This is a genomic window from Sphingorhabdus sp. Alg231-15, from assembly GCF_900149705.1.
In the GTDB taxonomy this organism is placed as follows: Bacteria; Pseudomonadota; Alphaproteobacteria; order Sphingomonadales; family Sphingomonadaceae; genus Parasphingorhabdus.
In genome coordinates, this window is the sequence record NZ_LT703001.1 from 2,796,852 (window position 1) to 2,822,043 (window position 25,192).

At 53.5% G+C, this 25,192-nt stretch carries 25 protein-coding genes; 12 read left to right on the top strand and 13 right to left on the bottom strand.

The annotated features are described in order from the left end of the window. Nucleotides 1-13 precede the first annotated feature (13 nt). Genes DG177_RS13740 through DG177_RS13785 form a run of 10 tightly spaced genes read left to right on the top strand, consistent with a single transcriptional unit; the run spans nucleotide 14 to nucleotide 9,193 of the window. Nucleotides 14-1,264 carry an MmgE/PrpD family protein gene (locus DG177_RS13740; RefSeq protein WP_108811998.1) on the top strand — a complete coding sequence of 417 codons (1,251 nt, stop codon included), beginning with the start codon at nucleotides 14-16 and terminating at the stop codon, nucleotides 1,262-1,264. Beyond that, a complete protein-coding gene (locus tag DG177_RS13745) occupies nucleotides 1,261-2,568 on the top strand; it encodes an MmgE/PrpD family protein (protein ID WP_108811999.1) in 1,308 nt (435 codons plus the stop codon). Before DG177_RS13740 ends, DG177_RS13745 begins: the two co-directional genes overlap by 4 nt. Beyond that, a complete protein-coding gene (locus tag DG177_RS13750; RefSeq protein WP_108812000.1) occupies nucleotides 2,565-3,926 on the top strand; it encodes a phenylacetate--CoA ligase family protein in 1,362 nt (453 codons plus the stop codon). Before DG177_RS13745 ends, DG177_RS13750 begins: the two co-directional genes overlap by 4 nt. After that, nucleotides 3,923-5,116, top strand: coding sequence for an amidase family protein (locus DG177_RS13755; protein WP_108812001.1), 1,194 nt, complete (start codon nucleotides 3,923-3,925; stop codon nucleotides 5,114-5,116). The genes DG177_RS13750 and DG177_RS13755 overlap by 4 nt, the downstream gene beginning before the upstream one ends. 13 nt (nucleotides 5,117-5,129) lie before the next feature. Further along, nucleotides 5,130-5,435: an REDY-like protein HapK gene (locus DG177_RS13760; protein ID WP_337658843.1), complete on the top strand. Its 306-nt coding sequence runs from the start codon at nucleotides 5,130-5,132 to the stop codon at nucleotides 5,433-5,435. After that, nucleotides 5,435-6,238, top strand: a complete 804-nt coding sequence (locus tag DG177_RS13765; RefSeq protein WP_108812002.1) for an SDR family oxidoreductase — start codon at nucleotides 5,435-5,437, stop codon at nucleotides 6,236-6,238. Before DG177_RS13760 ends, DG177_RS13765 begins: the two co-directional genes overlap by 1 nt. Further along, nucleotides 6,238-6,660, top strand: coding sequence for a hypothetical protein (locus tag DG177_RS13770; protein WP_108812003.1), 423 nt, complete (start codon nucleotides 6,238-6,240; stop codon nucleotides 6,658-6,660). Before DG177_RS13765 ends, DG177_RS13770 begins: the two co-directional genes overlap by 1 nt. A 16-nt stretch (nucleotides 6,661-6,676) precedes the next feature. Continuing rightward, nucleotides 6,677-7,528 carry a polysaccharide deacetylase family protein gene (locus DG177_RS13775; protein WP_337658844.1) on the top strand — a complete coding sequence of 284 codons (852 nt, stop codon included), beginning with the start codon at nucleotides 6,677-6,679 and terminating at the stop codon, nucleotides 7,526-7,528. Then, complete coding sequence (locus DG177_RS13780) at nucleotides 7,525-8,289, top strand: enoyl-CoA hydratase-related protein (RefSeq protein ID WP_108812005.1); 765 nt, start codon at nucleotides 7,525-7,527, stop codon at nucleotides 8,287-8,289. The genes DG177_RS13775 and DG177_RS13780 overlap by 4 nt, the downstream gene beginning before the upstream one ends. Nucleotide 8,290: 1 nt before the next feature. Beyond that, nucleotides 8,291-9,193 (top strand): VOC family protein, encoded by a 903-nt coding sequence (locus tag DG177_RS13785; RefSeq protein WP_108812006.1) that lies wholly within the window; start codon nucleotides 8,291-8,293, stop codon nucleotides 9,191-9,193. Here the strand turns inward: DG177_RS13785 and DG177_RS13790 are convergent. The 11 genes from DG177_RS13790 to DG177_RS13840 all read right to left on the bottom strand — a co-directional run bounded on the left by DG177_RS13790 (nucleotide 9,190) and on the right by DG177_RS13840 (nucleotide 17,315). Further along, nucleotides 9,190-9,696, bottom strand: a complete 507-nt coding sequence (locus DG177_RS13790; protein WP_337658845.1) for a YybH family protein — start codon at nucleotides 9,694-9,696, stop codon at nucleotides 9,190-9,192. The genes DG177_RS13785 and DG177_RS13790 overlap by 4 nt on opposite strands. Continuing rightward, a complete protein-coding gene (locus DG177_RS13795; RefSeq protein ID WP_108812008.1) occupies nucleotides 9,693-10,292 on the bottom strand; it encodes a carboxymuconolactone decarboxylase family protein in 600 nt (199 codons plus the stop codon). The genes DG177_RS13790 and DG177_RS13795 overlap by 4 nt, the downstream gene beginning before the upstream one ends. Nucleotides 10,293-10,322: 30 nt before the next feature. Beyond that, a complete protein-coding gene (locus DG177_RS13800; protein ID WP_108812009.1) occupies nucleotides 10,323-10,625 on the bottom strand; it encodes a YciI family protein in 303 nt (100 codons plus the stop codon). Continuing rightward, nucleotides 10,622-11,428, bottom strand: coding sequence for an alpha/beta fold hydrolase (locus DG177_RS13805; RefSeq protein WP_108812010.1), 807 nt, complete (start codon nucleotides 11,426-11,428; stop codon nucleotides 10,622-10,624). Before DG177_RS13805 ends, DG177_RS13800 begins: the two co-directional genes overlap by 4 nt. Further along, entirely contained in the window at nucleotides 11,425-12,792 is a 1,368-nt protein-coding gene (locus DG177_RS13810) for an MFS transporter (RefSeq protein WP_108812011.1), read from the bottom strand. The genes DG177_RS13805 and DG177_RS13810 overlap by 4 nt, the downstream gene beginning before the upstream one ends. Then, nucleotides 12,792-13,244 (bottom strand): VOC family protein, encoded by a 453-nt coding sequence (locus DG177_RS13815; RefSeq protein ID WP_337658846.1) that lies wholly within the window; start codon nucleotides 13,242-13,244, stop codon nucleotides 12,792-12,794. Before DG177_RS13815 ends, DG177_RS13810 begins: the two co-directional genes overlap by 1 nt. Before the next feature lie 12 nt (nucleotides 13,245-13,256). Beyond that, on the bottom strand, nucleotides 13,257-14,351 hold the full coding sequence (locus DG177_RS13820; protein WP_108812013.1) for a zinc-binding dehydrogenase: 1,095 nt from the start codon (nucleotides 14,349-14,351) through the stop codon (nucleotides 13,257-13,259). Beyond that, nucleotides 14,352-14,825, bottom strand: a complete 474-nt coding sequence (locus DG177_RS13825) for a VOC family protein (protein ID WP_108812014.1) — start codon at nucleotides 14,823-14,825, stop codon at nucleotides 14,352-14,354. Further along, nucleotides 14,822-15,124, bottom strand: a complete 303-nt coding sequence (locus tag DG177_RS13830) for a DUF1330 domain-containing protein (protein ID WP_108812015.1) — start codon at nucleotides 15,122-15,124, stop codon at nucleotides 14,822-14,824. The genes DG177_RS13825 and DG177_RS13830 overlap by 4 nt, the downstream gene beginning before the upstream one ends. Before the next feature lie 72 nt (nucleotides 15,125-15,196). Next, a complete protein-coding gene (locus DG177_RS13835) occupies nucleotides 15,197-16,348 on the bottom strand; it encodes a nitrilase-related carbon-nitrogen hydrolase (protein ID WP_108812016.1) in 1,152 nt (383 codons plus the stop codon). Beyond that, a complete protein-coding gene (locus DG177_RS13840; RefSeq protein ID WP_108812017.1) occupies nucleotides 16,335-17,315 on the bottom strand; it encodes an alpha/beta fold hydrolase in 981 nt (326 codons plus the stop codon). Before DG177_RS13840 ends, DG177_RS13835 begins: the two co-directional genes overlap by 14 nt. A 249-nt stretch (nucleotides 17,316-17,564) precedes the next feature. Between DG177_RS13840 and DG177_RS13845 the strand changes: the two genes are divergently transcribed. Continuing rightward, the gene (locus DG177_RS13845; RefSeq protein ID WP_108812018.1) at nucleotides 17,565-20,051 is read left to right on the top strand and encodes a TonB-dependent receptor domain-containing protein; all 2,487 of its coding nucleotides are present in this window, start codon (nucleotides 17,565-17,567) and stop codon (nucleotides 20,049-20,051) included. A gap of 204 nt (nucleotides 20,052-20,255) precedes the next feature. Then, entirely contained in the window at nucleotides 20,256-22,745 is a 2,490-nt protein-coding gene (locus DG177_RS13850) for a TonB-dependent receptor domain-containing protein (RefSeq protein WP_108812019.1), read from the top strand. A 104-nt stretch (nucleotides 22,746-22,849) separates the two neighbouring features. Here the strand turns inward: DG177_RS13850 and DG177_RS13855 are convergent, their stop codons facing one another. Together DG177_RS13855 and DG177_RS13860 are read right to left on the bottom strand one after the other, a co-directional pair. Beyond that, nucleotides 22,850-23,710: an alpha/beta fold hydrolase gene (locus tag DG177_RS13855; protein WP_108812020.1), complete on the bottom strand. Its 861-nt coding sequence runs from the start codon at nucleotides 23,708-23,710 to the stop codon at nucleotides 22,850-22,852. A 17-nt stretch (nucleotides 23,711-23,727) separates the two neighbouring features. Further along, complete coding sequence (locus DG177_RS13860) at nucleotides 23,728-25,167, bottom strand: FAD-dependent oxidoreductase (RefSeq protein WP_108812021.1); 1,440 nt, start codon at nucleotides 25,165-25,167, stop codon at nucleotides 23,728-23,730. Between the last annotated feature and the right edge of the window lie 25 nt (nucleotides 25,168-25,192).

The window sequence follows — 25,192 nt, forward strand, 5'->3', positions numbered from 1 at the left end:
GACGGGTGCGGCTATGACGCAAGAGAGCCTGACCGAGAAATTGTCCGTACATTTAATGCGGCCGGTTGACGAAGCAACCCGGCAACGCGCGCGGCTGCATTTGCTGGATTGGTTGGGCTGTGTGGCGGGGGCGCTCAAGTCAGAACTGGGAACGCTTCCCAAGGATATTTTTGAAATTCGACCATCGACAGAAGCCGGTTGGTTAGGAAACCTGCTAGAAATGGATGATATTCACAGGAGCGCCATTCTCCATCCCGGCCCAGTTGTCTGGGGTACTGCCTTTGCTAATCAGATGGGCGATATGGACGAGATCGTCGATGCAGCTGTTCGTGGCTATGACGCGATAATTTGCATTGGCGCTACTTTGGATGACGGTCACTATGCCATGTGGCATAACACCAGTACGGCCGGAATTTTTGGGGCTGCAGTGACAGCCTGTCATTTATTTGAACCAGAAATGGATTACAACGCTCTTGTGTCTGCGATGGGGCTGGTCGGCTCTGTAGCAGGAGGGCTCTGGCAGATGCGGCACGAGCAGGGCCAGACAAAACAATGGCATATCTCCCATGCCGCACAGACGGGATGGCGTGCTGCCGACGCTGTCTTGGAAGGTGTCGTTGGCCCCCGCTTCATTCTCGAAGGCCCACAAGGGCTCTACGCCGCCACCTGCAAAAACCCAAAACCCATGACCTTACCTGACCAGTGGCGCATCCATGAAGTTAGCTTCAAGCCATGGGGCGCTTGCCGCCATGCGCATCCGGCGATTGATGCCGCGCTTGAACTGAAGGCCAAACTGGGTGCACTGGACGGCGATGTTCAGGTCGAAACCTATCGCGATGCCATCAGCTTCTGTGACCGTCCAAACCCACAAACTGTGATCGACGCGAAATTCTCGCTTCAGCATGCTGTGGCGGTGGTAGCTGAACGCGGGATTCCGCAACTGGCGGATTTTGAACCCGATGCGATAACGGCTTTAGCCGACAGTCGTTCCCGTGTCACAGTCCGCGAAGCCAGCGATATAACGACCCGTTATCCTGAACATTACGGCGCACGGATTATATGTGGCGGAGAGAGCGTCGAATTGGTCGATACACTGGGTGATCCGGAACGGCCATTGTCGAAAGAGGGCATCATCGATAAAGCGCGCGCGCTGATTGCCTGGGGCGGTTTGGCGGACAAAGAGGCCGATCGAGCTATTGATCTGGCGTTAAACGGTGATGATCCAGCAGCGATTCATGAGATGCTATCAGAGTGGCTGTCATGAGCGCGACCCGGAAAATATTGGATTTCGTGGCAGCGGATCATGTGCTGCCAGACAGCACCCGAACCACTGCGCTCCATTTATTGGGCGATACTTTGGCTGGCGGCGCGGCTGGTGCGGCCTCCAACGAAGCGCAAAATATGCTGTTCGCCGTCCGAAAATGGGGTGACAGTATTGACGCGCGGGCTTTGGGAATTGGTGAGAGGCTCCCAGCACCATCGGCAGCTTGGTTCAACGGCTTTGCCATCCACTGTCTGGAATGGGACGCCGTGCACGAACCAGCGGTTGTGCACGCTATGTCTGTTGTTACGGCGGCCTTGTTCGCCAGTGCGGATCGGATGGGTGGATGCGGTGAAGATGAATTTCTGACCGCTTTGACTGTCGGGGTGGATATTGCCAGCGGTATAGGCGTTGCTGCGACCGGGGCGATGGAGTTTTTCCGCCCCGCGACAGCAGGCATAATCGGTGCGGCTCTGGCAGTCGCGAGACTGGAAGGCCTTCCAGCGGAAAAATTTGCCGACATAATGGGGCTGGCTTACTCCCAAGCCGCAGGCACCATGCAGGCCCATGTTGAAGCATCGATTGCTTTGCCGCTGCAGATCGCCAATGCCTCTCGCGCGGCAATTACCGCTGTTGATCTGGCAAAGGCCGGTATGGATGGTCCCCATGATGCGCTGGATGGGCCATTTGGATATTTCAAACTGTTCGAACCGGGTGATCTGTCGCGCTACACTGATGATATTGGTGAACGCTGGTTGATTGAGGAAGTCAGCATCAAACCCTTCCCCTCTGGCCGCGCCAGCCACGGTATCTTGGGTGCGATTGATGATATGATCCGCGACGGATCGCTGGACCCGACAATGGTGCAATCGGTTGATGTTGCAGCACCGCCGCTGATCCACCGGCTGGTCGGGCGTCCCTATAACGCTGATATGACACCAAGCTATGCACGGCTCTGCCTGCCCTTCTTGGTGCCCTTGATGCTGCGTGACCGGATCATTGATCCCGCTTGTTTCCATTCCGAAGAATTTACCAATCCCGATTTGGTGAGGCTCGGTAGCGATGTGATCGTTCGTATCGACGATAATCCTGATCACAATGCACTGGCACCTCAAAAGCTGCGCATTACGTTTTCGGACGGCACTATGATCGAGCATGTGATAACCGACAATCTCGGCAGTCCTACTGCGCCGATGTCGGATGCCCAAACGCAATCCAAACGCGATCTGGCTCGTTCGCTTGCGAATAAGAACTGCGACCCCAGAATATTTGATGACCCCTTAGCCTATGCCACGGAGCCCCAATGACCTTTCCGACTTATTTCGAAGCTTTTGATGCCCAGCAGATGCTTGCTGACTATCCTGTCGGAGACGCTTTCACTGCGCGCTATATCGGCATGTCCCGAGATGAGCTTTTTGCCATTCAGGACAAGCAGTTTTTGAGGTTGATGCGGCGCGGATGGGAGATACCATTTTATAGGCGCTTGTGGAGCAATCAGGGCATAGAGGCAGGCGATATCAGGGGGCTGGAGGATATCACAAAGCTTCCGGTTTATGACAAGAGCGATCTGATGGCTTCGGTCAATGACTATCCGCCTTATGGTGATTTTGACGGACGTGGAGACACACCCGTAGTGTTCCACACGACATCAGGAACAACAGGCCGTCCGCAACCGCTGATGTTCGGGCCGAAGGGGCGAGAAATTACCAATTTGCTGGTCGGACGGATGTATCGCTGGATGGGTCTGGGACGCGATGATGTGGTGCAGTCCGTCTATGGGCACGGGATGATCAATGGTGGGCACTATATTCGCGAGGCGGTGACGCATTTTACCAACGCCCTGTTCCTGAGTGCAGGAACCGGGATTGAAACCCGGTCGATCAATCAGGTCAACCTGATGGCGGATTTCAATGTCAGCTGCATGGTTGGTTTTGTCGACTATATCCGCAAACTGGCCGATGTCGCTGCGGCAGAGGAATTGTTTGACCGGATCAATCTCAAGATGATTATCGGTCACTTGGGAACAGAAGATCGGGCCTCGACAGAAGCGGCTTGGCAAGGGGCCAAGGCCTATGACTGGTACGGCGTCGGTGATACCGGCAGCATTGCGGGCGAAGGGCCCGAGCGCGACGGCATGTATGTTTGGGAAGATGCGCAGTATCTCGAATTGCTGGATGTCGATACCGGTGCGCCCGTGGCGCCCGGCGAGACCGGCGACATGGTCGTGACCTGTCTATTCAAAGATGATATTGCGCCCTGTATCCGGTTCAACACTCATGATATTACCGAGGAGCGCACCGACAGCAACGCCACTGGCATGGTGTTCAAGCGCATTACCGGTTTCAAGGGACGCAGCGACAATATGGTCAAGCTGCGCGGTATCAATATCTTCCCGCATGCCATTGGTGCCATCATCGAAGGGCGGAATGACTTGACCGGTGAATATGTATGCCGTGTCACCCGAGATGACAAAGGACGGGATGAGATGCATGTCACGCTGGAAAGCAAAGGCAGCAGCAGCCAAGCGGAGCTGGTGGAGCTGCTACGTAAAGGCATTGGTATTGAAGTCGGCGTGGCATTGGTTGATGCCGGAGAGACTGCAAAAGATACACAAATTGATACGCGCCAGAAACCCATTCGCCTGATAGATGAGCGAGGTTTATGATCGACTGGGATGCCTTGGTAACGGCCAACAGGCCGCTAAATGCCTTTACCGATTTTGATCGGACCGCGACCGGTGGTGCCGGACCTCTGGCCGGGGTCACCATCGGTGTGAAGGGCAATATCGCAGTTAATGCCATGCCCTGGACCGCTGGCTGCGAACTATATCGTGACCGTATCGCGGGCAAAGACGCTGCTGTGGTGGCAAAGCTGCGAGCGGATGGCGGCGCTATTATCGGAATGCTGAATATGGAGGAGGCCGCGCTGGGCGCAAAGACCGACAATCCATGGTTCGGCAAAACATATAATCCGCACAAGGAAGACTATACGCCCGGCGGCTCATCTGGCGGAAGCGGGGCTGCGGTTGCGGCTGGTCTATGCGATGTCGCGTTAGGAACGGACACAATGGGGTCTGTGCGTATACCGGCCGCTTATTGCGGGGTGTTCGGATTTAAGCCTGCACAATCGGCGATCAGTCAGGATGGTTTGGAGCTCGCGGAACCATCGCTGGACTGTATCGGACCGCTGGCCCGGAATTTAGACCTGCTGGAAAAGGTCGCAAGAATCATTAGCGATTTTGGTGAGGACCGGGCGGCGACTGGATCACTGGCGACATTGGTCGAAACGGGTGTTGAGTGCGAATTGGAAGTCATCGAGAATTTTCGCGACATCATGCGCTGGGCGGGGGAAACTATTGCCGTGGCCCAGCTCAAACATAGCTTGTCGCGCATTCGGTTTGCCGGGTTTATAAAAACATCGAAAGCCATGGCTGCACATTTTGCGGACGAAGATCAAAGCAAGCTTTCCGATAATTTTAAAAAACTGCTTACCTATGGCCCGAAACGCAGCGCTTCAGATTGGGACGAGGATCAGGCGATTCTCGAACAGACTGCTGAAACGATGCAGATGCTGGTTTCGAAACACGGTTTTTGTATCTTGCCGACAGCGCCGCAAGGTGCCTTTCCGCATAGCGACGATGCACCAGCCAATCAGGCTGATTATACCTGCCTTGCCAATATTGCAGACCTTCCGGCGATTACTATTCCTTCCGGCTTTAACGATAATGGCATGCCTTTGGGGCTCCAGATTATAGCGCCACAAGGATGTGAAGCGGATCTATTTGCTCTGGCGCGAAAGCTGGACGAGAAGTTACGCGGTCATCGTCGCCCCGAAGTTTATTTGGAAATCACATAAGAGGAGAGAAATTATGCGCATCATTGTATTGTTTAACCTGAAAGAAGGTGTCGATATTGGCGAATATGAGGAATGGGCGAAGACGCGCGATATTCCGACGGCCAGCGCGCTGAGTTCGGTCACGTCTTTCACGGTCCATAAGGCGACCGGCTTGTTCGGTTCGGATGATCCTTCGCCTTATGAATATTTCGAGATTATTGACATAACCGGGATGGATGCATTTGTCGCCGATGTGTCGGACCCTGAATTTCAGGCGATGGCAGCACCGTTTCAGGACTATGCCGACGGTCCTCAATTCATCCTGACAGAAGACCTCTAATGTCGGGTCGGTTTGCGGGAAAAACGATTGTTGTTACCGGCTCCGGCAAGGAAAAGGGGTTAGGGCAGGGCATATTGCAGCGTTTTGCCGATGAAGGAGCAAACTGCGTGGTTTCTGACCTGTCCATTGGCGACCAAGAAGAAGGCGTAGCCGAGGAATTGCGCACGCGTGGTGCCAAAGTGGCGACCATTACATGCGATGTCAGCGATGCAGCGCAATGTCAGGCGTTGGTCGATCAAAGCGTGGATGCTTTTGGCGCGGTTGACATTTTCGTCAACAATGCCGGTATCGGTTTCATGATGAAGCCACTTCTGGAAGTCGATACGGCGAAGGAATGGGATCAGGTTATCGGTGTAAATCTATCCGGTGCCTTTTACTGTACCCAAGCGGCAGCTAAAACGATGGTTGCAGCTGGCAACGGCGGGAGAATTATCAATATAGCATCGCAGGCCGCAAAAACCGGTTTCCCGCATCTGCCCGCTTATGTCAGTTCCAAACATGGTATGGTGGGTCTGACCCGGGCGAGCGCCGTCGAGCTGGGTACGCACGGGATTACCGTCAACGCTGTTTGCCCCAATCATGTGACGACCGGTCTGGGTGCGCAGCAGAATGCATATTTTTCAAAGCTGCTCGGCTTTGACAGCGTCGAGGACTACCTCGCCAATATGAGCAAGAGTAATCCGATGGGCAGGCCCGGCCTGCCATCTGACACAGCGGCGGCCTGTGCCTGGCTGGCCAGCGACGATGCCTTTTATGTCACCGGAGAAGCCATTAACGTCTCTGGCGGAGAGGAAATGCATTGATGATGCACTATGCCGGGGCCTGCCATTGTGGCGCGCTGACGCTGGATTTTCGCAGCAAAAAATCGCCAGCGGAACTCGGCGCGCGGACCTGCCAATGTTCTTTTTGCCAAGTGCATGGCGCGTCTTGGACATCCGACCCTGAGGGCAATGTAGTTATCACGTTGTCCGGTCCGGTTTCGCGATATCGTTTCGGAACGAAGACAGCGGAATTTCTGGTCTGCACAAATTGCGGTGTCGTTCCTGCTGTTGTCAGCGAAATTGAGGGACGGTTGCTCGGCGTGATCCGTGTTGACTGTCTCGAGCAGAGCGCGGTCTTTCTCGCGCAGGCCGCGCCCATGGACCTCGATGGGGAAATACTGGATTCACGCCTGGACCGCCGGGCGAAGGGCTGGACACCGGCCAAGATCAAGGACAAAAACTGATATGCAGGAAGAACGAATGGATTGGCCTGATGGCGCGAAAATGGCGCTGAGCATTGTCGTCAATGTCGAAGAAGGCAGCGAGATGACCGTGGCGCGTGGCGATCGCGGGATGGAGCCGGTGGATGAGCTTGGCATCCATATCAAATCGCCAATCCGCAACTATGGCAATGAAAGCAATTATCTCTACGGCATCAAGGCAGGCGCCCCGCGCATCGTCAAACTGCTCAAAGAATATGAGATCATGGCGAGTTGGACCGTCGCGGCTATGAGTCTGGAAAACCATCCGGAAATTGGCGCGGCTATTGCGGATATGGGCCATGAACCGGTTAGCCATGGCTATCGCTGGGTCCATCAGTTCAAGATGGATGAGGACAAGGAACGTGAGTTTATCCGCAAGGCAGTTTCATCGATTGAGAAAACAACCGGCACGCGGCCTTATGGTTGGCTGTCACGCTATTTCCATACCGACAATACGCGCCGTCTGCTGATCGAAGAGGGCTTTGCCTATCATATGGATGATTATTCCGGCGATATTCCCTTTTGGGACAAATCGACGGTGCCGGAAAAACCAATTGCGATTGTGCCCTATCAACTCGATAGCAACGATATGAAAATGTGGACCGATCCGGCGATGACGCCTCAGCAATGGCTGGATTATGCCAAGCATAATTTCGACCAAGTTTTTCGCGAGGGCGAAGAAGGCAATCCGAAAATGATGTCGCTAGGTCTGCATCTGCGCATCATCGGTCGTCCGGGGCGCATCTGGGCTTTTGAAGAATTTCTAAAGCATGTGCGGTCGAAGAACGATGTCTGGGTGACCACGCGTCATCAGATTGCCCAGCATCTGGCGAAGGTTGATCCTGCATGACATTGCGGTTGGAGAAAAAGGGCAAGGTCGCGCATCTGCTCATTGACCGGCCGGAAAAGCGCAATGCGTTTAATCAGGCCATGTGGGAGCTGCTCCCCGAATTACTCGCCGATGCGATGGCGGATGATGCAATCCGCGTGTTGATGCTGCATGCCAGCCGCAAAGACAGCGCCTTTTGCGCCGGTGCCGATATTGGCGAATTTGCGACTGGTTCCAGCGACCCAGAATGGCGCGCGCGCAATCAGGCTGCTATTGGCCGGGTCCAGCATGAACTGGCGCAAGCGCCCAAGCCAACCATAGCTATTGTTGATGGCGATTGTGTGGGTGGCGGCTGCGGCATCGCACTGGCCTGTGACATGCGGGTTGCTGCGCCAGGTGCGCGTTTCGGGATTACGCCGTCGAAACTGGGATTGGTCTATCCGCTGCACGACACCAAGTTGCTTGTCGATCTGGTCGGGCCTTCGCAAGCCAAGCGGATATTGTTCACTGGGCAACTGCTGTCTGCGCAGCAAGCGCTGGATATCGGCTTGATCACCTTATTGGCTGACGATCCCTATGCAGAGGCTGAAGCGCTGGCTGCTACGATGGCGTCGGTCTCTTTACACAGCCAGACGATGAGCAAGTCGATCATCAAGCGCATATTGGACGGGCAAGCTGACGACGATGCCGAGACATCCGCGCTGTTTGACTCTGCCTTTGAAAGCGATGATTTCAAGGAAGGCGTCAGCGCCTTCATGGAAAAGAGAAAGCCGGAATTTTGATATGACACATGCTTTGCAACATGGTTCGATACTCGGCGGCGTCGCGACGGTGCCGGATCTGGAAGCGGCGCTGAAAGACTATCGCGATGTGCTCGGCATGCAGGTCGTTGATAGCGGACCAATGAGCGATGATCTGGCGCAAAGCTGGCATTGCCCGAACAGCGCCGGTGCACCCATGGCGGTGCTGCAACCGGCCAGCGGAGCCGACTGCTTCATTCGTCTGGTCGAACAGCCTGATCATCCGGATTTCAAACCAACGACTACTTATGGCTGGGCGGCCTATGAGCTGACGGTACAGGATGTGTTTGGCTGGCCTGACAGGTTGCAAGGCAGCGGCTTTGATATCATCGGTTCTCCGAAGGAGCTGGAAGGACTACCCTTTTTCGTGCCGATGCAAGTGCTGGGGACCGGGCGGGAAATGGTCTATCTCAATGAGGTGCGCGAAGACACGCCTTCAACGGATCTTCCCAAAGCACAGTCGTTAACCGACCATATCTTCATCGTCATATTGGCGACACCGGATCGCGCGGGGACCGTGGACTGGTATCGCGACCAGCTACATCTGACCGTCGGTGACACCTATACGCTGGAATATAGCATGATCAACGACGCGTTCGGAAAACCGGCGGGCACGGTTTCTGATCTAACCATGGTTCAAAATGACCGATTACCGATTGTCGAGGTTGACGATTATCCGGAAGAGGCGACGCCGCGGCCACGGCATGACGGTATGTTGCCACCGGGCAATGCGCTGGTAACGCTCGCCGTCGCCGATCTGGATGCGATCGCAATCGACTGGATTGCGCCGCCAAAGGTGCGGGCGGGCGCGCTTTATCGGGATCGCCGAACAGCGACGGCGCTTGGTCCGGCGGGTGAACTCCTGGAACTGGTCGAGATCGGCTAATTGGCAGGCCGCTCTTCGGTCAGCACATCCGGGGCCTGATTATCCATGTCACGCCACAGTCGCCATGCACCATTTGACCCTTTTTTGAAGACCAGGAAGGAGCGACCCTTCACCTCGACCGGATCGCCTTCGGACCTTTCGATAGTCATCCAATATTTTGCGGTGAGATAGCCGCGATTTCCATCGATGAGAATCTCCTCATTGGCAAAGTCGATACGGACTTTGTTGCCCGCTTTTGTATTGCGACCGAGAAAAGTGAGAATCGCTTCAACGCCGCGAACGGCGGGCGTACCATGGGTCATTAAAACTGCATCGGATTCATACATTTCACGCAGCTGTTCCGTGTCGCCAGCCTCGAAATACTGTTTCCAGCGCGTGCTCCAACGTGCAATTTTCTGCTCATCGGTCGACTTGGTTTGCGCATGTGTTTCCGCCGCCCAAGTTGATGAAGCTGGGATCGACAAAGCGAATATCGCCGACACTAATATTGCGGTCTTGATCATGGGTTTTGCCGATGCTGTCCTGCTTGCCATTGATCGGGCTTATACAGCGCACTTGCAGAGTCAAAGGGCTTGTCTTCAAGTGCCGTCGCCAGGCTGTCGTTCCAGCGATTGAGAAAACCAAACATGCTGATTACTGCCATGATTTCGGTTTTCTGGCGTGCGTCATAAAAGGCATCAAGTGCTTTGAAATGCTGATCAGTCGCTGCATTTGGTACCTGTCCGGCGGCAAACGCAAGGTCGAGGGCCGCCCGCTCGGCCTCTGTGAATAAAACGCTGGACTGATAGTCCCAGACCGCTTTCACCTTCTCTTCATCCACGCCGACATCGCGCGCGCCCAATGTTGTATGCGCCTTGCAATATTGGCACCCGGCGGCCGCGCTGACGACGGCCCCGATCAGACGCTTCAAACCATTGTCGATAGCGCTTTCGCCATAGATCACGCTGACCAGCCCGCGAAACGCGCCGAGCAACTCCGGCCAATGGGCCATGGTCATCACCGAATTGGGTACATAGCCCATCAGGTTTTCGGAGAATTTCAACGCAGCCTGCGTCTCGTCGGGCAGTTCATCCATGGCCAGTGGCGTGATGCGAGTCATTTTTCTGCTCTCCTCAAGAAATATGAAAGCCTACCATATCTTGCCACCAATCCAGTCACCAGCGGCAGCGGTAAATTCATTTATGCGAATATCGGCCCAGATGTCGGCGTGAAAATAGGGATCGGCTTCGAGCTGCGCGCGGGCATCTTCCGCCGTCTCGGCCTTGACGATCAACAGCGATCCCACCGTGTCGCCCTGCTCGTTTTTAAATGGCCCAGCGACAAACAGATTGTCGATTGTTTTTTCGATATGGGCAAAATGGGCAGCACGTGTGTCGAGGCGTTTTTGTTCGGTACCCGGCTTGTCAGTGCAATATATGGCAAAGGCTTTCATGATGTGGTCCTGTCCAGAAAGTTCAATACTTCCTCAGCTGTCAAATCCGCCGCCTCGTCGAGCACCGCGCGTTTGATATCCAGCCGCTCGATGAATGTTGCGCTCGGCATGATCTCGGCAGCATGACGGGTGGCGGTAAGTAAGCCTGATTGCGAGGCCAATATCAATGTCTCGTGTGTGATCGTCGGTAATTTTCCTTCGACATTGTAGCTGAATGCTGCATGGAAAGCCTTGTTCATCAACCGGCCCGGACGCAACTGTTCGGTAAACATTTCAAAACTGCGGTCCAGTGTCTGGCTTTCGATACGCTTGGTCATTCCCCGATCCCATGGTCCTTCAAGGCAGGCAAGGTCCGGTGTGATCTCGAAAGGCTTTGCACTCGCGGTTCGAAATTTAGCACTCGTTTCGACATCAAAGGCTGGCACGTCGACCAGCGCCAGACGCCCTATTTTCTTGGGCTCGGCCAGAGCCAATTCGGCTGCGACGAGATTGCCGGTGTGAAAGCCCATCAGGTCGACCGGACCATCGCCTGATTGTTCATCAACCACTGCAGTTATCGCTGCAGCATATTCCTCTATTGTCGGTTCTTCTTTGAAAGCATCCGATCCGCCATGGCCGGGATAATCCGGCGCAAAAACACGGCGATCTTGCGCGAGATGCGGCATTATGGTGGTAAAGGCGAGCCCACTGAACGGGGCCGGGTGCAGGCAATATAGGTCGGGTCGAGTCAACGGTCCTTTCGGTTCCAGCATCCGCCAGTGCACTTGACCGAACGGGCCGTCGCTATAGCCCTTGCGGATCATTCGCTGGCGGCGCCCAGGCGCACCATCTGTTCCCGATAGAGTCGCCGCGTCACTGGCATCATCACAAACGGCACAAGGCCAAAGATCAGCGGAACCGCTGCGACGGCATAGCGGAGATTATCTTCGCCAAAAACGCTGCTCGACAATTCACCGACTGCGATAGGACCTAGTGAACCGAACCAGCTGATCGCCAGATAATAGAGAGCGACCACCTGACCCCGGATTTGTGCTGGCGTGATAACCAGCAAGGATGTGACACCGATAGCCGAGACAATTCCGATACCGACGGTATTTATGCATAATATTGCAAAGGCCAGTTCCGCGCTGGGCATGAACAGGGGAATGGCGGCTGTCGGAACCATGATGAAAAAGCCTATATAGAGAATGCGCAAAGATGCATCCTGCACGCCTTTTTTCGTCCACCAGTCGGAAATGGTGCCCATGATCATCATGTTGGCTGGACCTATGATCAGCAACGCAACGCCGTTTACGAAAGCATATTTCTGCGCCGACCATCCCCAGGTTCGTTCAAACGTGGGAGCCAGAAAACCCTGGCTATAAGCGATGGTCGTCATGGTGCAGATGATCAGTACGAAGCCGATATAGAGTGTCTTGTTGCGCCAGATATATTTGAGAGCGTCGAAAAAGCCGCTGCCGCTGATGACCTCTGCTGAGGCTTCTACCGGTCGCCGTGCCGGTTCCTTCATAAACAGGAAGAAGAGCGCAAAAATCATGCCGGGAAGGCCAACAATTATCAGCGTGAAACGCCATGGTGACAATTCTCCGAAAAAGGGCAGGGACTGGCTGCCACTCGCCGCGGTCCAAGCGATGATCGCGCCGCTCAACAGGGAGGCGAGGCCGGCACCAATCGGAAGAGCGGAGGAATAAAAGGCTATCGGTTTGCCGCGTTTCTCAGTGGGAAAACTGTCGCCAATCATTGAAAATGTCGCGGGGCTAAGAGTCGCTTCACCCACGCCGACGCCCATGCGCGCGGCGAACAATTGGAAGAAGTTTTTTGCCACGCCGGTTGCGACAGTTGCCGCAGACCATAAGGCCACACCAACGGATACAATCCAGATGCGCTTACCGCGATCAATCAGCCAGCCCATGAAAATGCCGACAAAGCCATAGACTAATGTGAATGCGCTAAGCAGCCAGCCGATTTGACGGTCGGACAAATCAAACTCCGCCTTGATCGGTTCAATCAAAAGCCCGAGGATATAGCGGTCCACAAAACTGAAAATATAGGCAATGGTCAGCATTACCACCAGAAACCAGCCAGCCGTGGCGCTGGGATATGGCTTCACAGGCGTATCAGAAGCAGCAGCGGCCTCTGCTTCGGGTTGATCCGTCTGACTGGCCATTATTGCGCATCCGGGATGAGATAGATGACCACCAGATTGTCATCAAAATCGACAATACCAATTTCACGCCCGATCCGCCCATCATGAGTTTCCAGACGACCCTCCTCATAGACTTGCAGGCCCAGTTTCCGCGCGCCTTCCATCACGGCATCCGGATCAGCGACGTCCAGAACGATAGCGCCGCGCCGAGGATGCGGCACTGGGTCCAGGGGGACATTCTTGACCTCTGATAAAGCCATGACCCGCGGCTGACCCGGCAGTGAAAGGATCGAAAAACCAATCTCCGCCTCATTGGGAATTTCGAATACAGGAAAGGAATAGCTGTCGGGATTATGGCCTTTGCGGAACGTTTCCTCGAACCCGAGCACATCGCGATAGAAGGTCAGCGCCCGGTCGATATCGGCAACGACAAAATTACCGCGCTGGAACCGCGTCTGTTGTTTTTCACCCACAATTATTCTCCCTCAAATCCAGTCATCCGGTTCATCGCGAACCGAGCAGCATTGCACGCCGACATTCTGACCGTAATAAAGATTGGCCAATGCGCGGGGCATATGTTGAAAACCTTGTTCTACATCCTGCACGGGTTTCAGCTTGCCGTCATGAATCCAGCCCGCCAGATCATCCATCACAGCCTCCCAGCGGTCCAGATGATTATAGACAAAAAAGCCCTGCATTCGGGTTTCGGTGGCGCGAAGCCGAGTGTAGTTCGACAGTTTGAACGGTTCGTCCCGTGTATATTCGCTAATTGATCCGCAGAGAACCACTCGGCTGTGCAATCGAAGTCGTTCGAGACAGGCCTCAAGCGTTTCGCCTCCGACATTATCGAAATACAGATCAATGCCGTCAGGGCGCAGCTCGTCCAGTCGCGCTTCAATATTCTCGGATTTATAGTCAATCGCATGAGAGCAGCCATGATCGAGAATGAACGCACATTTCTCCGATCCACCTGCCATGCCGACAATATCACAGCCAACCACATTGGCTGCCATCTGGCTAACCATTGAACCAACCCCGCCAGCGGCTCCGGACAGAACCATGCGGTCGCCTTCTTCAGGGTCGCCGCAGGCAAAGAGCCCGGCATGGGCGGAGAGACCGGTCATCCCCAACACGCCAGAACCAAGGGCGGCGGGTAATCCATTCGGCGGCATCCGGAAAAATTTCTCCTGCTCCGTCATTTTGGAGACCTTGTAAGTCTGCCAGCCCATTTGACCCTGTACCATCTCGCCTTCGCGCCAGTCAGGGTGGCGGGACTTAACGACTTGCGCGACCCCGCGGCCGTGAATGACATCGCCGGGTTCAAGCACGCGTTCACCTGCGGCACCCGTGCCTTGCATATAGAAGCGCATGACCGGGGCGAGGCCGAGATAATGGGTTTTCAGCAGTACTTCGCCTTCGCCGGGCTCGGGTATTTCAGTGACCGTCCATTCAAAGTCCGACGGTACAACATTACCAACCGGCCTGGCCGCGACGCGCCATTGGTAGTTGGCGTCATTGTCAACCTGCTTGTCTGCAGACAGGGCATCAAAATCGGTAAGAGAGGAACCGGCGGCGGTCACTCAGTCATGAACCTTCACGACCTGATTCACTTCAAAGAAATAGCCATCAAGATCCCAAAAAGAACAACCGATCATGTCCTTTTGTTTGCCATCAGCGCCAGTGACGCTCCATTCACGCGGTTCGCTATGGATCCGGGAGCCGAGCGCTCTTGCTCTTTCCACTGCGCCGTTGGCATCTTCCGATGCGACAACAAAAACCGGTGCACCAAATTTGATTTCGGCGGGCAGTTCATCCGGGGCATCCTGTTTGGGATCGAGCCATTCGAGCAATCCGATCATGCCTATCATGTCATGCTCGCATTTCAGGATGATCAACCGTGTCTGATCGCCTTTCTTACCCGCAGCCAGCTGCGTACCCGACAGGGTAAAGGGCGTGTCCATCCATTTGGTCATGCCAAAGACGGTTTCGTACCAGTTGGACGCAGCGTCGCCATCACGAACCATAAGGGTCGTGCGTTTGATGATATCGGTCATGCGATTTTCGGGCTTTCTATAACGAGGACCTGACAATCGGCGATATCGGCGCGCATTTTTTTGGCTTCCTGATATTCCGGGCTGTTCCAGAATTTGTAGACGGCTGCCTTATCGGGCCATTCGGAGATAACCATCGAGGCTCCGTCGCCAAAATCGCCTTCGAGAAGCTCGGCTCCGGGGCCGCGTAATACATAGCGTCCACCGAATTTCTCAACCAAGGCACCTGCAGCAGCGCCATAGCCCTGTATGAATTTGTCACGATCTGCAATCTTGGCGGTAACGATCATATAGGCGGGCATAGGTGAGTCCTCTTAAAAAGTTGTCCGGACAAATTACGCGAGAGGCGGCTGATTGCAACTGCTATTTTACAGCTATTGCGGCCATCTGGCTTTGTCGCGCAAATAGCGCCCGGAATCCTTTGTGTCCCTGGGCTGATATTCGCTGAAAAGATTGGGGCCATATTTGGATCTATATTGTTCGAAGACCGGCATGAACAATTCGCTATGGACAATGGGCTGGCTGTTGCGAGCACGGAAATCAGCGATCGGGATGCGGGCCGTGACATTGGTTTCAAATGCAGTTTTCGCCTTGTTCATTTCCTTGCCGCTGGGATCGTAAATTGCCGTACCACCGCCACCAGCATCTTCAAAATAGAGCTTGTTATCAGGGGATGCGCTGTTGTTAGCAATCGCTGTATAAACACCATTATAGAGCGACGTCGCCTGCATATCGAGGGGCGTAAAGCCGCCCGATGCGGTGCGCAGGATAATCTCGGCACCCTTCATCGCCATGGCCCGGAACAACTCGGGCTCACGCTGGACCGAGCTGGTAGCGAAATTACCGAGCGGTGTACGGGTGATCGGAATGACGGCATCAGCCCCGTACATCTCAACATAGCGATCCATCACATCATAGATGGTGGTTGTGAACAGCTCGAAGTCACCGCCAAAAAAGCCTTTGATATTGCGCGCCTTCCAATGCTTGTCGACGACTTCGCCCTTGTCATTCATAATTGTGGTGATCGAGAGCAGATTTTCCGGCCAGTCAGGGTCGCGAACATAGGATCCAAAGACCAGCCATGTGCCATATTCACGCGCCTTTTTCGCGAGCATCTCGGTTTCCTCACCCGGAATCTCGATCGCCACCTTGCGTGCTTCTTTCAGACCCCATTTGAAATTATAGCCGGTGATAGGAAACTCGTGAAAGAACAGCATGTCCTTTGGCCCGGAAAAACCGCTGGCATAGTCGATCAAGTCCATCATATGCTGGACGTTGGCGCGGCGTGTCTGTTTGAGATTATTCTCATCGACTGAAATCACGCGCGACTGGACAACACCCAAATTGATATAATTTTTGGTCAGAGGAACTGTCTCGTAGCGACCATCTGGGGTGACGTTGAGCTTGTCTGGCCCGCCTTTCACGGTGGCCTCAGCAATATCGGTCCAGCTTAAAGCGGCACCGGCGGCCAATCCTGCACCCGCCGTAAACAGCCGGCGTCGCGAGACGCCATCATTCTCGTCCATCGTCTAACTCCTTTGCATTTTGCATCTTTGCCACCGAATCGCCGTCCAGAAAGGGACGGATGGCGGCCACATATTTTTCTGGTGCGAGATCAAAACCGCCAAGCGTTATGCCACTAATGTGAGTCAGTCGCGCATCCGGGAATAGAGGCTGAGCCGCTTCGGTTTCTTCCTTCAGGCTGCCGTCATTGGTGATCAGCAGGACAGGCTGACGGACTGCCGGGAACCGGTCTTTCGAAGGGTAAGTGAAGACGCCGTGATAGGCTTCCCAGCAATGCGGGTAGCATTGCATCATGTCGCCAAAATGCTCTTGCGCCCGGTCTATCGGCAGGCCAGCGGTGGTTGCCGCGGCGGCGAATTCCCATTTCTTCGCGAGATGCGATCCGTCAGGCGCAATGGGCTCCGGTTGAACATTAGCCTGATAGGCCTCTTTGCGTGCTTCGCCGACAAAAAAGGGTAAACCAGGGAGAACCAATCGACGGACAAGGCCAGGATGGCGAATTGCCAATTCGGTCGCGATCAACGTGCCTGTATGATAGCCAAGTATATCGACCGGCTGCCCATGGTCGCCACCATAGCCCATCGCGATTAGGACCGTTGCTGCGGATCCGGCATAGCCGCCGATCGATTGTAATTCTCTTGGTCGCTCAGAATCACCATAGCCAGGCGTATCGATGGCAATGACTACCCGATCACTTGCCATGAGCCGCATGAACTTCAGGAAATAGTCGCTAGAATAGGGTGTAGGATGAAAAAGTACCAGCGCGGGAAATTGGGTTTTTGATTCGGAGCGGGCGGTGCGAACATGAACCTGACCGAACGGACCGGCGATAAAATCCCGTTCTATTTTTATCGAAGAAGCTTCAGTTTTTGCGGGTGAATGAGACTGAGCAGCGCTGTCCTGAGCGTACAGGAACATCGTCAACATCATAAAATACAACAGAAAAACATGACCTTGATAAAGTCGCATCAAATCTCCCTCAGCGGCTTTTTTGGCGTGATTACCAGAAAACGCGCGAAATGTCCGGACAAATTATTTGACTGAACCTGCATGTGGCTTTTCTTTCACCTTGAGCAACCAATAGGCGTTGCATTTTTGTGACAGTTTCTTGCTTCGAACGACGTTTGGTAAAATTTGTCTGGACAAATTATCTGGAGAATGAAAGTTTAAAGATGGAGGTCGATAAAACTGGCATTCGCCGGTTTCAGGGAGGAAAAAATGAAAACGATGTTCAAGGCTGCGCTTTTGGCAGCAACCGCTACTATTCCGGTTTCGGCATATGCACAGAATACAGGTGCCGGCGATGAAGCCGTGGAGGATGACTCCAATGTCATCATCGTAACCGCCCGAAAAATGTCGGAAAACCTGCAGGAAGTTCCGTCGACCATTGCGGTTGTAAGTTCCGATGCAATTGAGGATTTGGCGCTCGACAGTGTGGCTGATATTTCGCGGTTGACCGCAGGACTGACATTTGACGACAGTTTTGGTCGCGATTCCAATCGTCCGGTAATCCGTGGCCAGGCAAATATTCTCGGTGACTCCGGTGTTGCCGTGTTTATTGACGGAATCTATTTCAGTGGCTCGATAGGCGACTATAATGTCGACAATATTGAACGTATTGAGGTTGTTAAAGGGCCGCAAAGTGCTCTCTACGGCCGCAACACCTATTCCGGCGCGATAAATATCATCTCCAAGGGTCCGGCTGATCAGCTTGAGGGAAATATTACCCTCGATATCTCGGAGAACGACCGGTACGAGGTGACCGGCGGAATCCGAGGGCCGATAACAGATTCGATTAGTGCTGCGGTATCTGCTCGCTTCTACGATTTTGGCGGAGAGTTCACAAATTTGTTTGACGGCGACAAAGTTGGCGATCAGTCATCTTATTCTTTCTCCGGTGCTTTCCAATTTGATAATGATGGTCCATTCACTGCGTCATTGCGAACCTATTATAATCGCACGGATGATGGTCAGCCTGCCATTTTTGCGCAGGATACAAGCGCCAATAACTGCTTTACCGACAATGGTGCCCTTTACGGTGGCGGTGGACGCTATTTCTGCGGGACCATTCAGCCGCAACCTATCAACACAGACTATACGCGGCAATTTGTGAATGCAGGCGATGTCGGCTTGGAGGCCAAGACCTTCAATGCTGCCTTTCGGATGGACTATGAGATTAGTGACCAAGTGACGTTGACCTCTCTGTCCGGTTATAACTATCGCAGGGAAATTCTGAACACCGACGGTGACTATTCACCGACCAGTTTTGAAACAGCGGTATTTGCCCGCTTCCCAGCTGGTGCTCCCATTGGTTTTGGTCCGGCTGGACCGATTTTCCCATTTGGTTTTGTCGGTACCACAGTGGATTTCTCATTCTCCAACAATAGTCTGACCGAGGACTGGTCGCAGGAATTGCGTCTGTCTTATGATGGTGACCGCTTTGATTTCTTGCTTGGTGGATATTATTTCGATCAGGATAGCGACAGTCAGAGCATCCGCGAGGTGCCAGCCGATGCAGCTGCCCGTGCAGGTGCCAGTTTTGGGGCCGCGGTGGCAAATGAGCAGGCAATTTGTACAGCTAATCCCAATTGCGGATTTGTGTTTCCGCTTTTCGGTCCCGCCACACCCAATTCACGTGATCTAAATAGTCAGAATATTCGCAACTGGGCGATTTTCGGATCTGCCAGCTTCGAAATAACTGACAGGCTGACCTTGGGTGTTGAGGGACGTTATGCATCAGAGCGGGTTCGCCAGTCGACTATTGATCGCGATGCTGGTGATCCGTTCCCAGCACCCGTAGCGGTTAGTGAGACGTTCAAGAAGTTTTCTCCGCGTATCACTCTGGACTATAAAATCAGTCCGGATAATTTGATCTATGCCGACTTTGGCCAAGGACAAAAGCCCGGAGGTTTCAATGGTGTGACAGCCATCAATGCTGGTGTGCCTTCCTATGAAGAAGAGGAGGTTGATGCGTTCGAAATCGGTACAAAAAACACCTTCGCCGATGGAAAACTCATCTTTAACGCTGCGGCTTTCTACAATGACATAACGGGTTACCAATTGACCCAGAATGTCCAGTCAGCGGCAAATGCGGTTTCCGCGATTGTCAACGCTGGCGATGCACGAGTGGTTGGCCTCGAACTGGAATTGCTCGCTCGGCCTAATCCAAATTGGACGTTCACGGCCAATTATGCGTTGGCAGACAGCAAGTTCACTTCGGGTGTTGATGAGAACCAAGGTGTTCTCAATGACGTCGCCGACGATGGACTTAACAATTGCTCAACCGGTTTTCAGTTCCCTGAGCTTACCGGTTGTTCAAATGCCAAAGCGGTATTTGGTTCCATTGAAGGCAAGCGCATACCGCGTGCACCTGTACATCAGTTTTTTGTAGATGCAGATTACCGGATGCCGATTGGGGCGGGCGATTGGGAATTCTTCGCCGGAGCCAATGTCACAATGGTTTCCACCAGTTTTGCGCAAGTGCATAATCTGGCCGAAACCGGCGGGTCAGTTGTGGCAGATGCCCGGCTGGGATTTGAAAATGAGAATTTCAAGATTCAGGCCTATGTGAAGAACTTTACCGATGAAGATGCCGTGGCGCAGATCATTCGGTACGCCGATTCCAGTGATAGTTTCCGGCGTAGTTTCATAGCTGGTCTACGTCCTGGCCGTCGTTTCGGGCTAATCCTTTCAGCCAAATACTAATCGGTTTACTCCCCGTAAAACCCGCTGCCAAGAAATTGGCAGCGGGTCTTTTTTTGCATCTTTCTGATGCAAATTGAGCACAAATCTTGCGCCAAAGCTGAAAACTCTGACGGATTCAAAAATTTGTCTGGACAAATTACCGGATCAATGGGATTTGGGTTGCAATAAATTTGTCCAGACAAATAATCCAGGGGAGATGTGGGGATGCGAGTGATATTAAAGGCTGCGCTATTGTCGGCCACCATTTTGGGCAGCACACAAGTGTTTGCGCAGGACACCGCCTCGGAAGGTGTTGATGACAATTCCGATGTCATCATTGTAACTGCACGCAAGAAAGAAGAGACTCTGTTGGATGCTCCTTTGGCGGTCACCGTCATTGGTGAGGCCGAGCTAGAGGGCGCCGGATTCAATGACATAACGGAAGTCACGAAGGCGGCTCCGGGCGCTTTCGTCGAACCTTTCGGTGACAATACCAATGGCACAGCGCGCATTAATTCCACGCCCCGGTTTCGCGGCATCACCTTGATCAGTGGTAACCGTTTGCAACAGACTGCAACCGTTTTTCTTGACGGCGTATTCCTCAGCGGAGGCGCTCAGACGATTGGCATCAACGAATTGCAGCGCGTGGAGATTATCAAGGGTCCGCAATCGGCACTGTTCGGTCGCAATACTTTTGCTGGTGCAATCAACTATGTCACCAAGGATCCCAGTGACGAGTTTCAGGTTGATCTGAGCGTTACCGCTGCAACCCGGGATGAATATAATTTTGCCGCAGGCATAGAAGGGCCAATTATGGACGGGCTTTCTTTCCGTTTGAGCGGTAACTATGATTCGAAAGACGGTCATTTTGACAATGTGGCTGTTCCTGGTCAGCGCCTGGGTGATGAGTCACAATGGTCCATCGCTGGCACGTTGCTGATCGAACCAAGCGATGGCCTCCGGCTTAAATTGAGAGGCTCTTATCAAGAAATTGATGACGGCCCGGCGGCTTCTGTTTTATACTTTGGTACTAGCCAGCACAATTTTGGCGGTTTCGAGATCGTCAATGGCATTGCAGATCAAACGGATTCCGTTGTGCCTTCACCCGGCGGTAGTCGCGGTGAATCGGTCTTCCGTGGACGGATCACCCAGCCACCGGCTGATCGCATAGGACTGAACACAGCACCTGAAAATCTTCAGGCGTTTCTGGGTTTTCTGGATGATGGGCGTTCCGATCCCAGCGATGCCATATTTGATTTTAAATATAATCCAACCACAGTGGATGATTTCGGTCTGAACCTGGATTCATTGCGTCTGAGCGCCGTCGGTTCTGCGGATCTGACCGACAATATCGAGTTCAGTTTCCTGGCTGGGTATAATAAGGAGAGATTTGGTTTTTACACCGATTTCGATTCAACCCCCGACAATAGTTTCACCAGCTTTACCGCGCGTGAAACGGAAGATTTAACTGTCGAAGGGCGCCTATCCGCGTCTTTGTTTGATGATAGCCTCAATATCTCAGCCGGTGCGAGCTATGTAAAAATCGATATTGACGAGCTGGGTGGAACGGCGAGTTTCTTTGGCCCATCGATTTTCTTTGGCGATATTTTCAGGTCTGATCCCTTTGTTTCGGGCGCTGAAACTCTCGGCTTTTTTGGTTCACTAGATTACCAAATTACCGACCAGCTCTCGATCACACTCGAAGGGCGTTTCCAGAAAGATGAGTTCAGCAACCCTGAGGTAAATGACGGTCTGGCAACACCGATCTCGCCCGGCGAGATCAACAGTTTCCTGCCGCGCGGTACCTTGCGATATCAGCCGTCAAATTATACAACATTTTATGCAACCTACAGCGAGGGCAATCTGCCAGGCGGTTTCAATCCGCAAATCGCTGGACTGGATGCGGTGCAACTAGCCGAGTTGGCTGCTTTGGCACCCGATGCCAATGTGCTCTTTGGTGAGGAGCAGCTGACCAACTATGAATTCGGCTGGAAGCAACAGCACCCAAGCGGCATTTTCGCGTTCAACCTCGCTGCTTTCTACATGAAACGGAGTGACGAAATTTTCAGCTCCATTGAGGTGATAACCGATACGGACCCCGGAGCACCCAATCCAGTGCGTACGGTCAATTTCACCTCTAACGGAGCGAGCACCAATATCTATGGTGTGGAATTTGATGCGACAGTGAACGTCAGCGAGAATCTGTCGATGCAGGGATCTTTTGCTTATATTGATGCAACGATCTCATCCTTTCCTGCCGAGGGCGGCACCGGAGACTTTGGCGATATCTTTGGCCCCGATGCCGATATCTCCGGGCAACGGGCCCCGCGCTTTCCACCTTTGACGCTATCGTTAGGCGCAACCTATGAAGACGATTTCAACGGATTTGGTGACTTTTTCGAAAGCTGGTACTTGCGTAGCGACCTCTATTTCACGGGCGACTATTTTGACAGCAATGCCAATGTTGCCAAGGTCGAGGAAGCAACCGATGTCAATCTGCGCCTGGGTTTAACCGGCCAGAATGCGGGCATCGAGTTTTTCGTCACCAATCTTCTGAATGAAGACGCTCCAACAACCGCCTTCAACTTTGCGGATACGAGCTTTGGTACCCGTGCACTCCCTGGTGGGTTCTTCAACTTTGGCCGGGAAGGCGACCGTGTTGGTCTGCGTGACAAGCGGCAATTTGGCGTCAAATTGAAATATACGTTCAAGTAGCTCATTTGATTGGCAGTTCCACAAAAAAGGCGTCTCTCAGGGACGCCTTTTTTGTCAGCCTCGCACAGATAGAATGAAATGCGGCTTTGGGTGCCGCGCTTTTGTTACGCTGCCAAAATCCGGATCAGCTCGTCAGGTGCTGTCACCATCGCATCATGGCCAGTGGCAAGCGCATGGTATGTCCAGCTTGGATCGACTTGTACTTTCGCGGCATGATAAGGAAAGTTACTATTAGGTAGGACAGGGTTAGTGCAATGGATATAACTGCGCTTCAACCCGTGTGATCCGCCATTTTCAAACGATATAGGGTCCAGCCAGGTTTTGAGCGGGTGGGGCGTGAGTTTCCCGGCGACCCAATCATAACTGGGATGGTCTTTCGGTATACCGAGAAACTCAGGCGGGAAGGTCGCCATAGCAATGCCGTCAGGGGCAAGCCCCGCTAATGCCTTACGGGTTTGTTCGATAATTTCCGGACTGCGTTCCGGTCCTTGCGTGATCATTGTCTCGCCATTTTTCGGCAAGGCGGCGTCGAGATAGATAATCTCGCTGATCCGATCCTTCATGGCATCGGTAACACCGGTAATCACCATGCCGCCATAGCTATGGCCAACCAGCACGATGTCCTTCAGGTCATAATAGTCGATCAGCGATGTGATATCTTTGATGTGCGTATCCAGCCCGATATCCGCTGACAGCAGGTGCGCGCGCTCTGCGAGTCCGGTTAAGGTAGGTGTGAACACACGGTGTCCTTGTGCCTCCAGTTGCGACCGGACATCACGCCAACACCATCCGCCATGCCAAGCACCATGGACCAGAACGAAAGTCTGGGCAGCGCTCCCGGACCTATGCTCGGTGCGATCGGCATGTGATTTGGCATTGGCGGTTGCCGAAGTCGCAAAACCCGTCGCTGCCGCGGCGGCGATAAATTCACGGCGGCTGGTCAAGATTTTGGGACGATCACTCATGGCTTTATATTTCTCCGCTAAGCTAGGGCTAGCACTCTGTTTGCGGCTCTTTCAGCGGTTTCGAGCGCGCCTTCCATGCCGGGCCAGTTTTGCGTCATATGTTCACCGGCAAAATGGAGGCGTTGGCCCTGATACTGCACAGTTTTGGCAAGGGCAGCACCGAGACCCGATCCAATATGATGATAGATACCGCGCGCAAAAGGCTCCTTTTGCCAGCTGAACATGCTGAGGTAGGACAGTTTTCCCTTTGCAGATGGCCTGACTTTCTCAATGCGCGTGATCATTTCGGCAGCCGCCTGCTGAGGGTTCATATTGTCGAGTACTTCTGCCGCAGGGCCATTGATCCAGACCTTGAGCAGCGGCGGGCTGCTGTTTAGCGTGAATACCCGGCCGAGTAGCGGGTCGTCACTCCAGATATATTCTGGCAGGCCATCCTCTTTCCAAAAAGCATCGGTCGCGCGCAGGAAGACAAAACTAGCCTTTGTATAGGGTAGCTGCTGGATGGTGTTTCGCAGAACCGGCGGCAGGGGCGCTTCGATTTTCATGTTTTTGACCGTGCTGAAAGGGGCGGTGCAAATCACCTGACGTGCGCCAAACTTCCGTCCATCGACCAAGCTGACTTCCACACCATCGCCCTTGTCGACAATTGCCGAAACCGGGGCGTTTAATATGATATCCGAATTTAGTGCGCTGGTCATGGCATCGGTCATACGTTGCGATCCACCGCGGATGAATTTGGTCGGTCCGGGATTGGCGTTGCGCGCGGTAGTGAACATGGAAAGTGTCCGCTGCATATGGAGCATCGACATTTCTTCAAGCGTGCGACCGTTGAGATTGGCGTTCATGAAGCGCATCGCTTCATCCGACGCGCCCTGCGCCTTCAACCAGCTGGCAAGCGAGATATCTTCCGCGGTGATTTCAGGAGACATCCAGTCCGCGGTCATCTCTAGTCCGGGCAGTTTGCGTAAATAGGAGAAAAACAGCGCATCAGGGGTTGTCTTTTTTTCACCATCGCCGAGCATATTTTGCGGCAAGCTTGGCCATTCATCCTTCTGGAAATTCTGTCCGCGGACATTGTACAGATATCCACCCCGACCGCTTTCGGGCAGATAACGCTCGACGCCCAATCGATCCGCAATAGTATTGAAGCGTTTATAGGCTGCTCCAACCTGGACCCCGCCAGCGTCGGGTGTTCCGGGCAGGTTGTCCAGGGTATATAGCCGTCCGCCAGTTCTATTATTGCCTTCCAATAGCATCACTTTCAGCCCGGCCTGTTCCAGCTGCCAAGTTGCATGTAATCCCGCCAGTCCAGCGCCGATCACAATGACATCCGCGGTGGTTTTGCTCCAGCTTTGACGCGGCGTTGCACAGGCAACCAGAGACGCGCTGGCACCCCCGATAAATGCGCGCCTGCTGAGTGCCCGTCCATTTATCGAATATCTATAGCCCCGTTTCATGTACGCATGTTGACAGAAACCACCA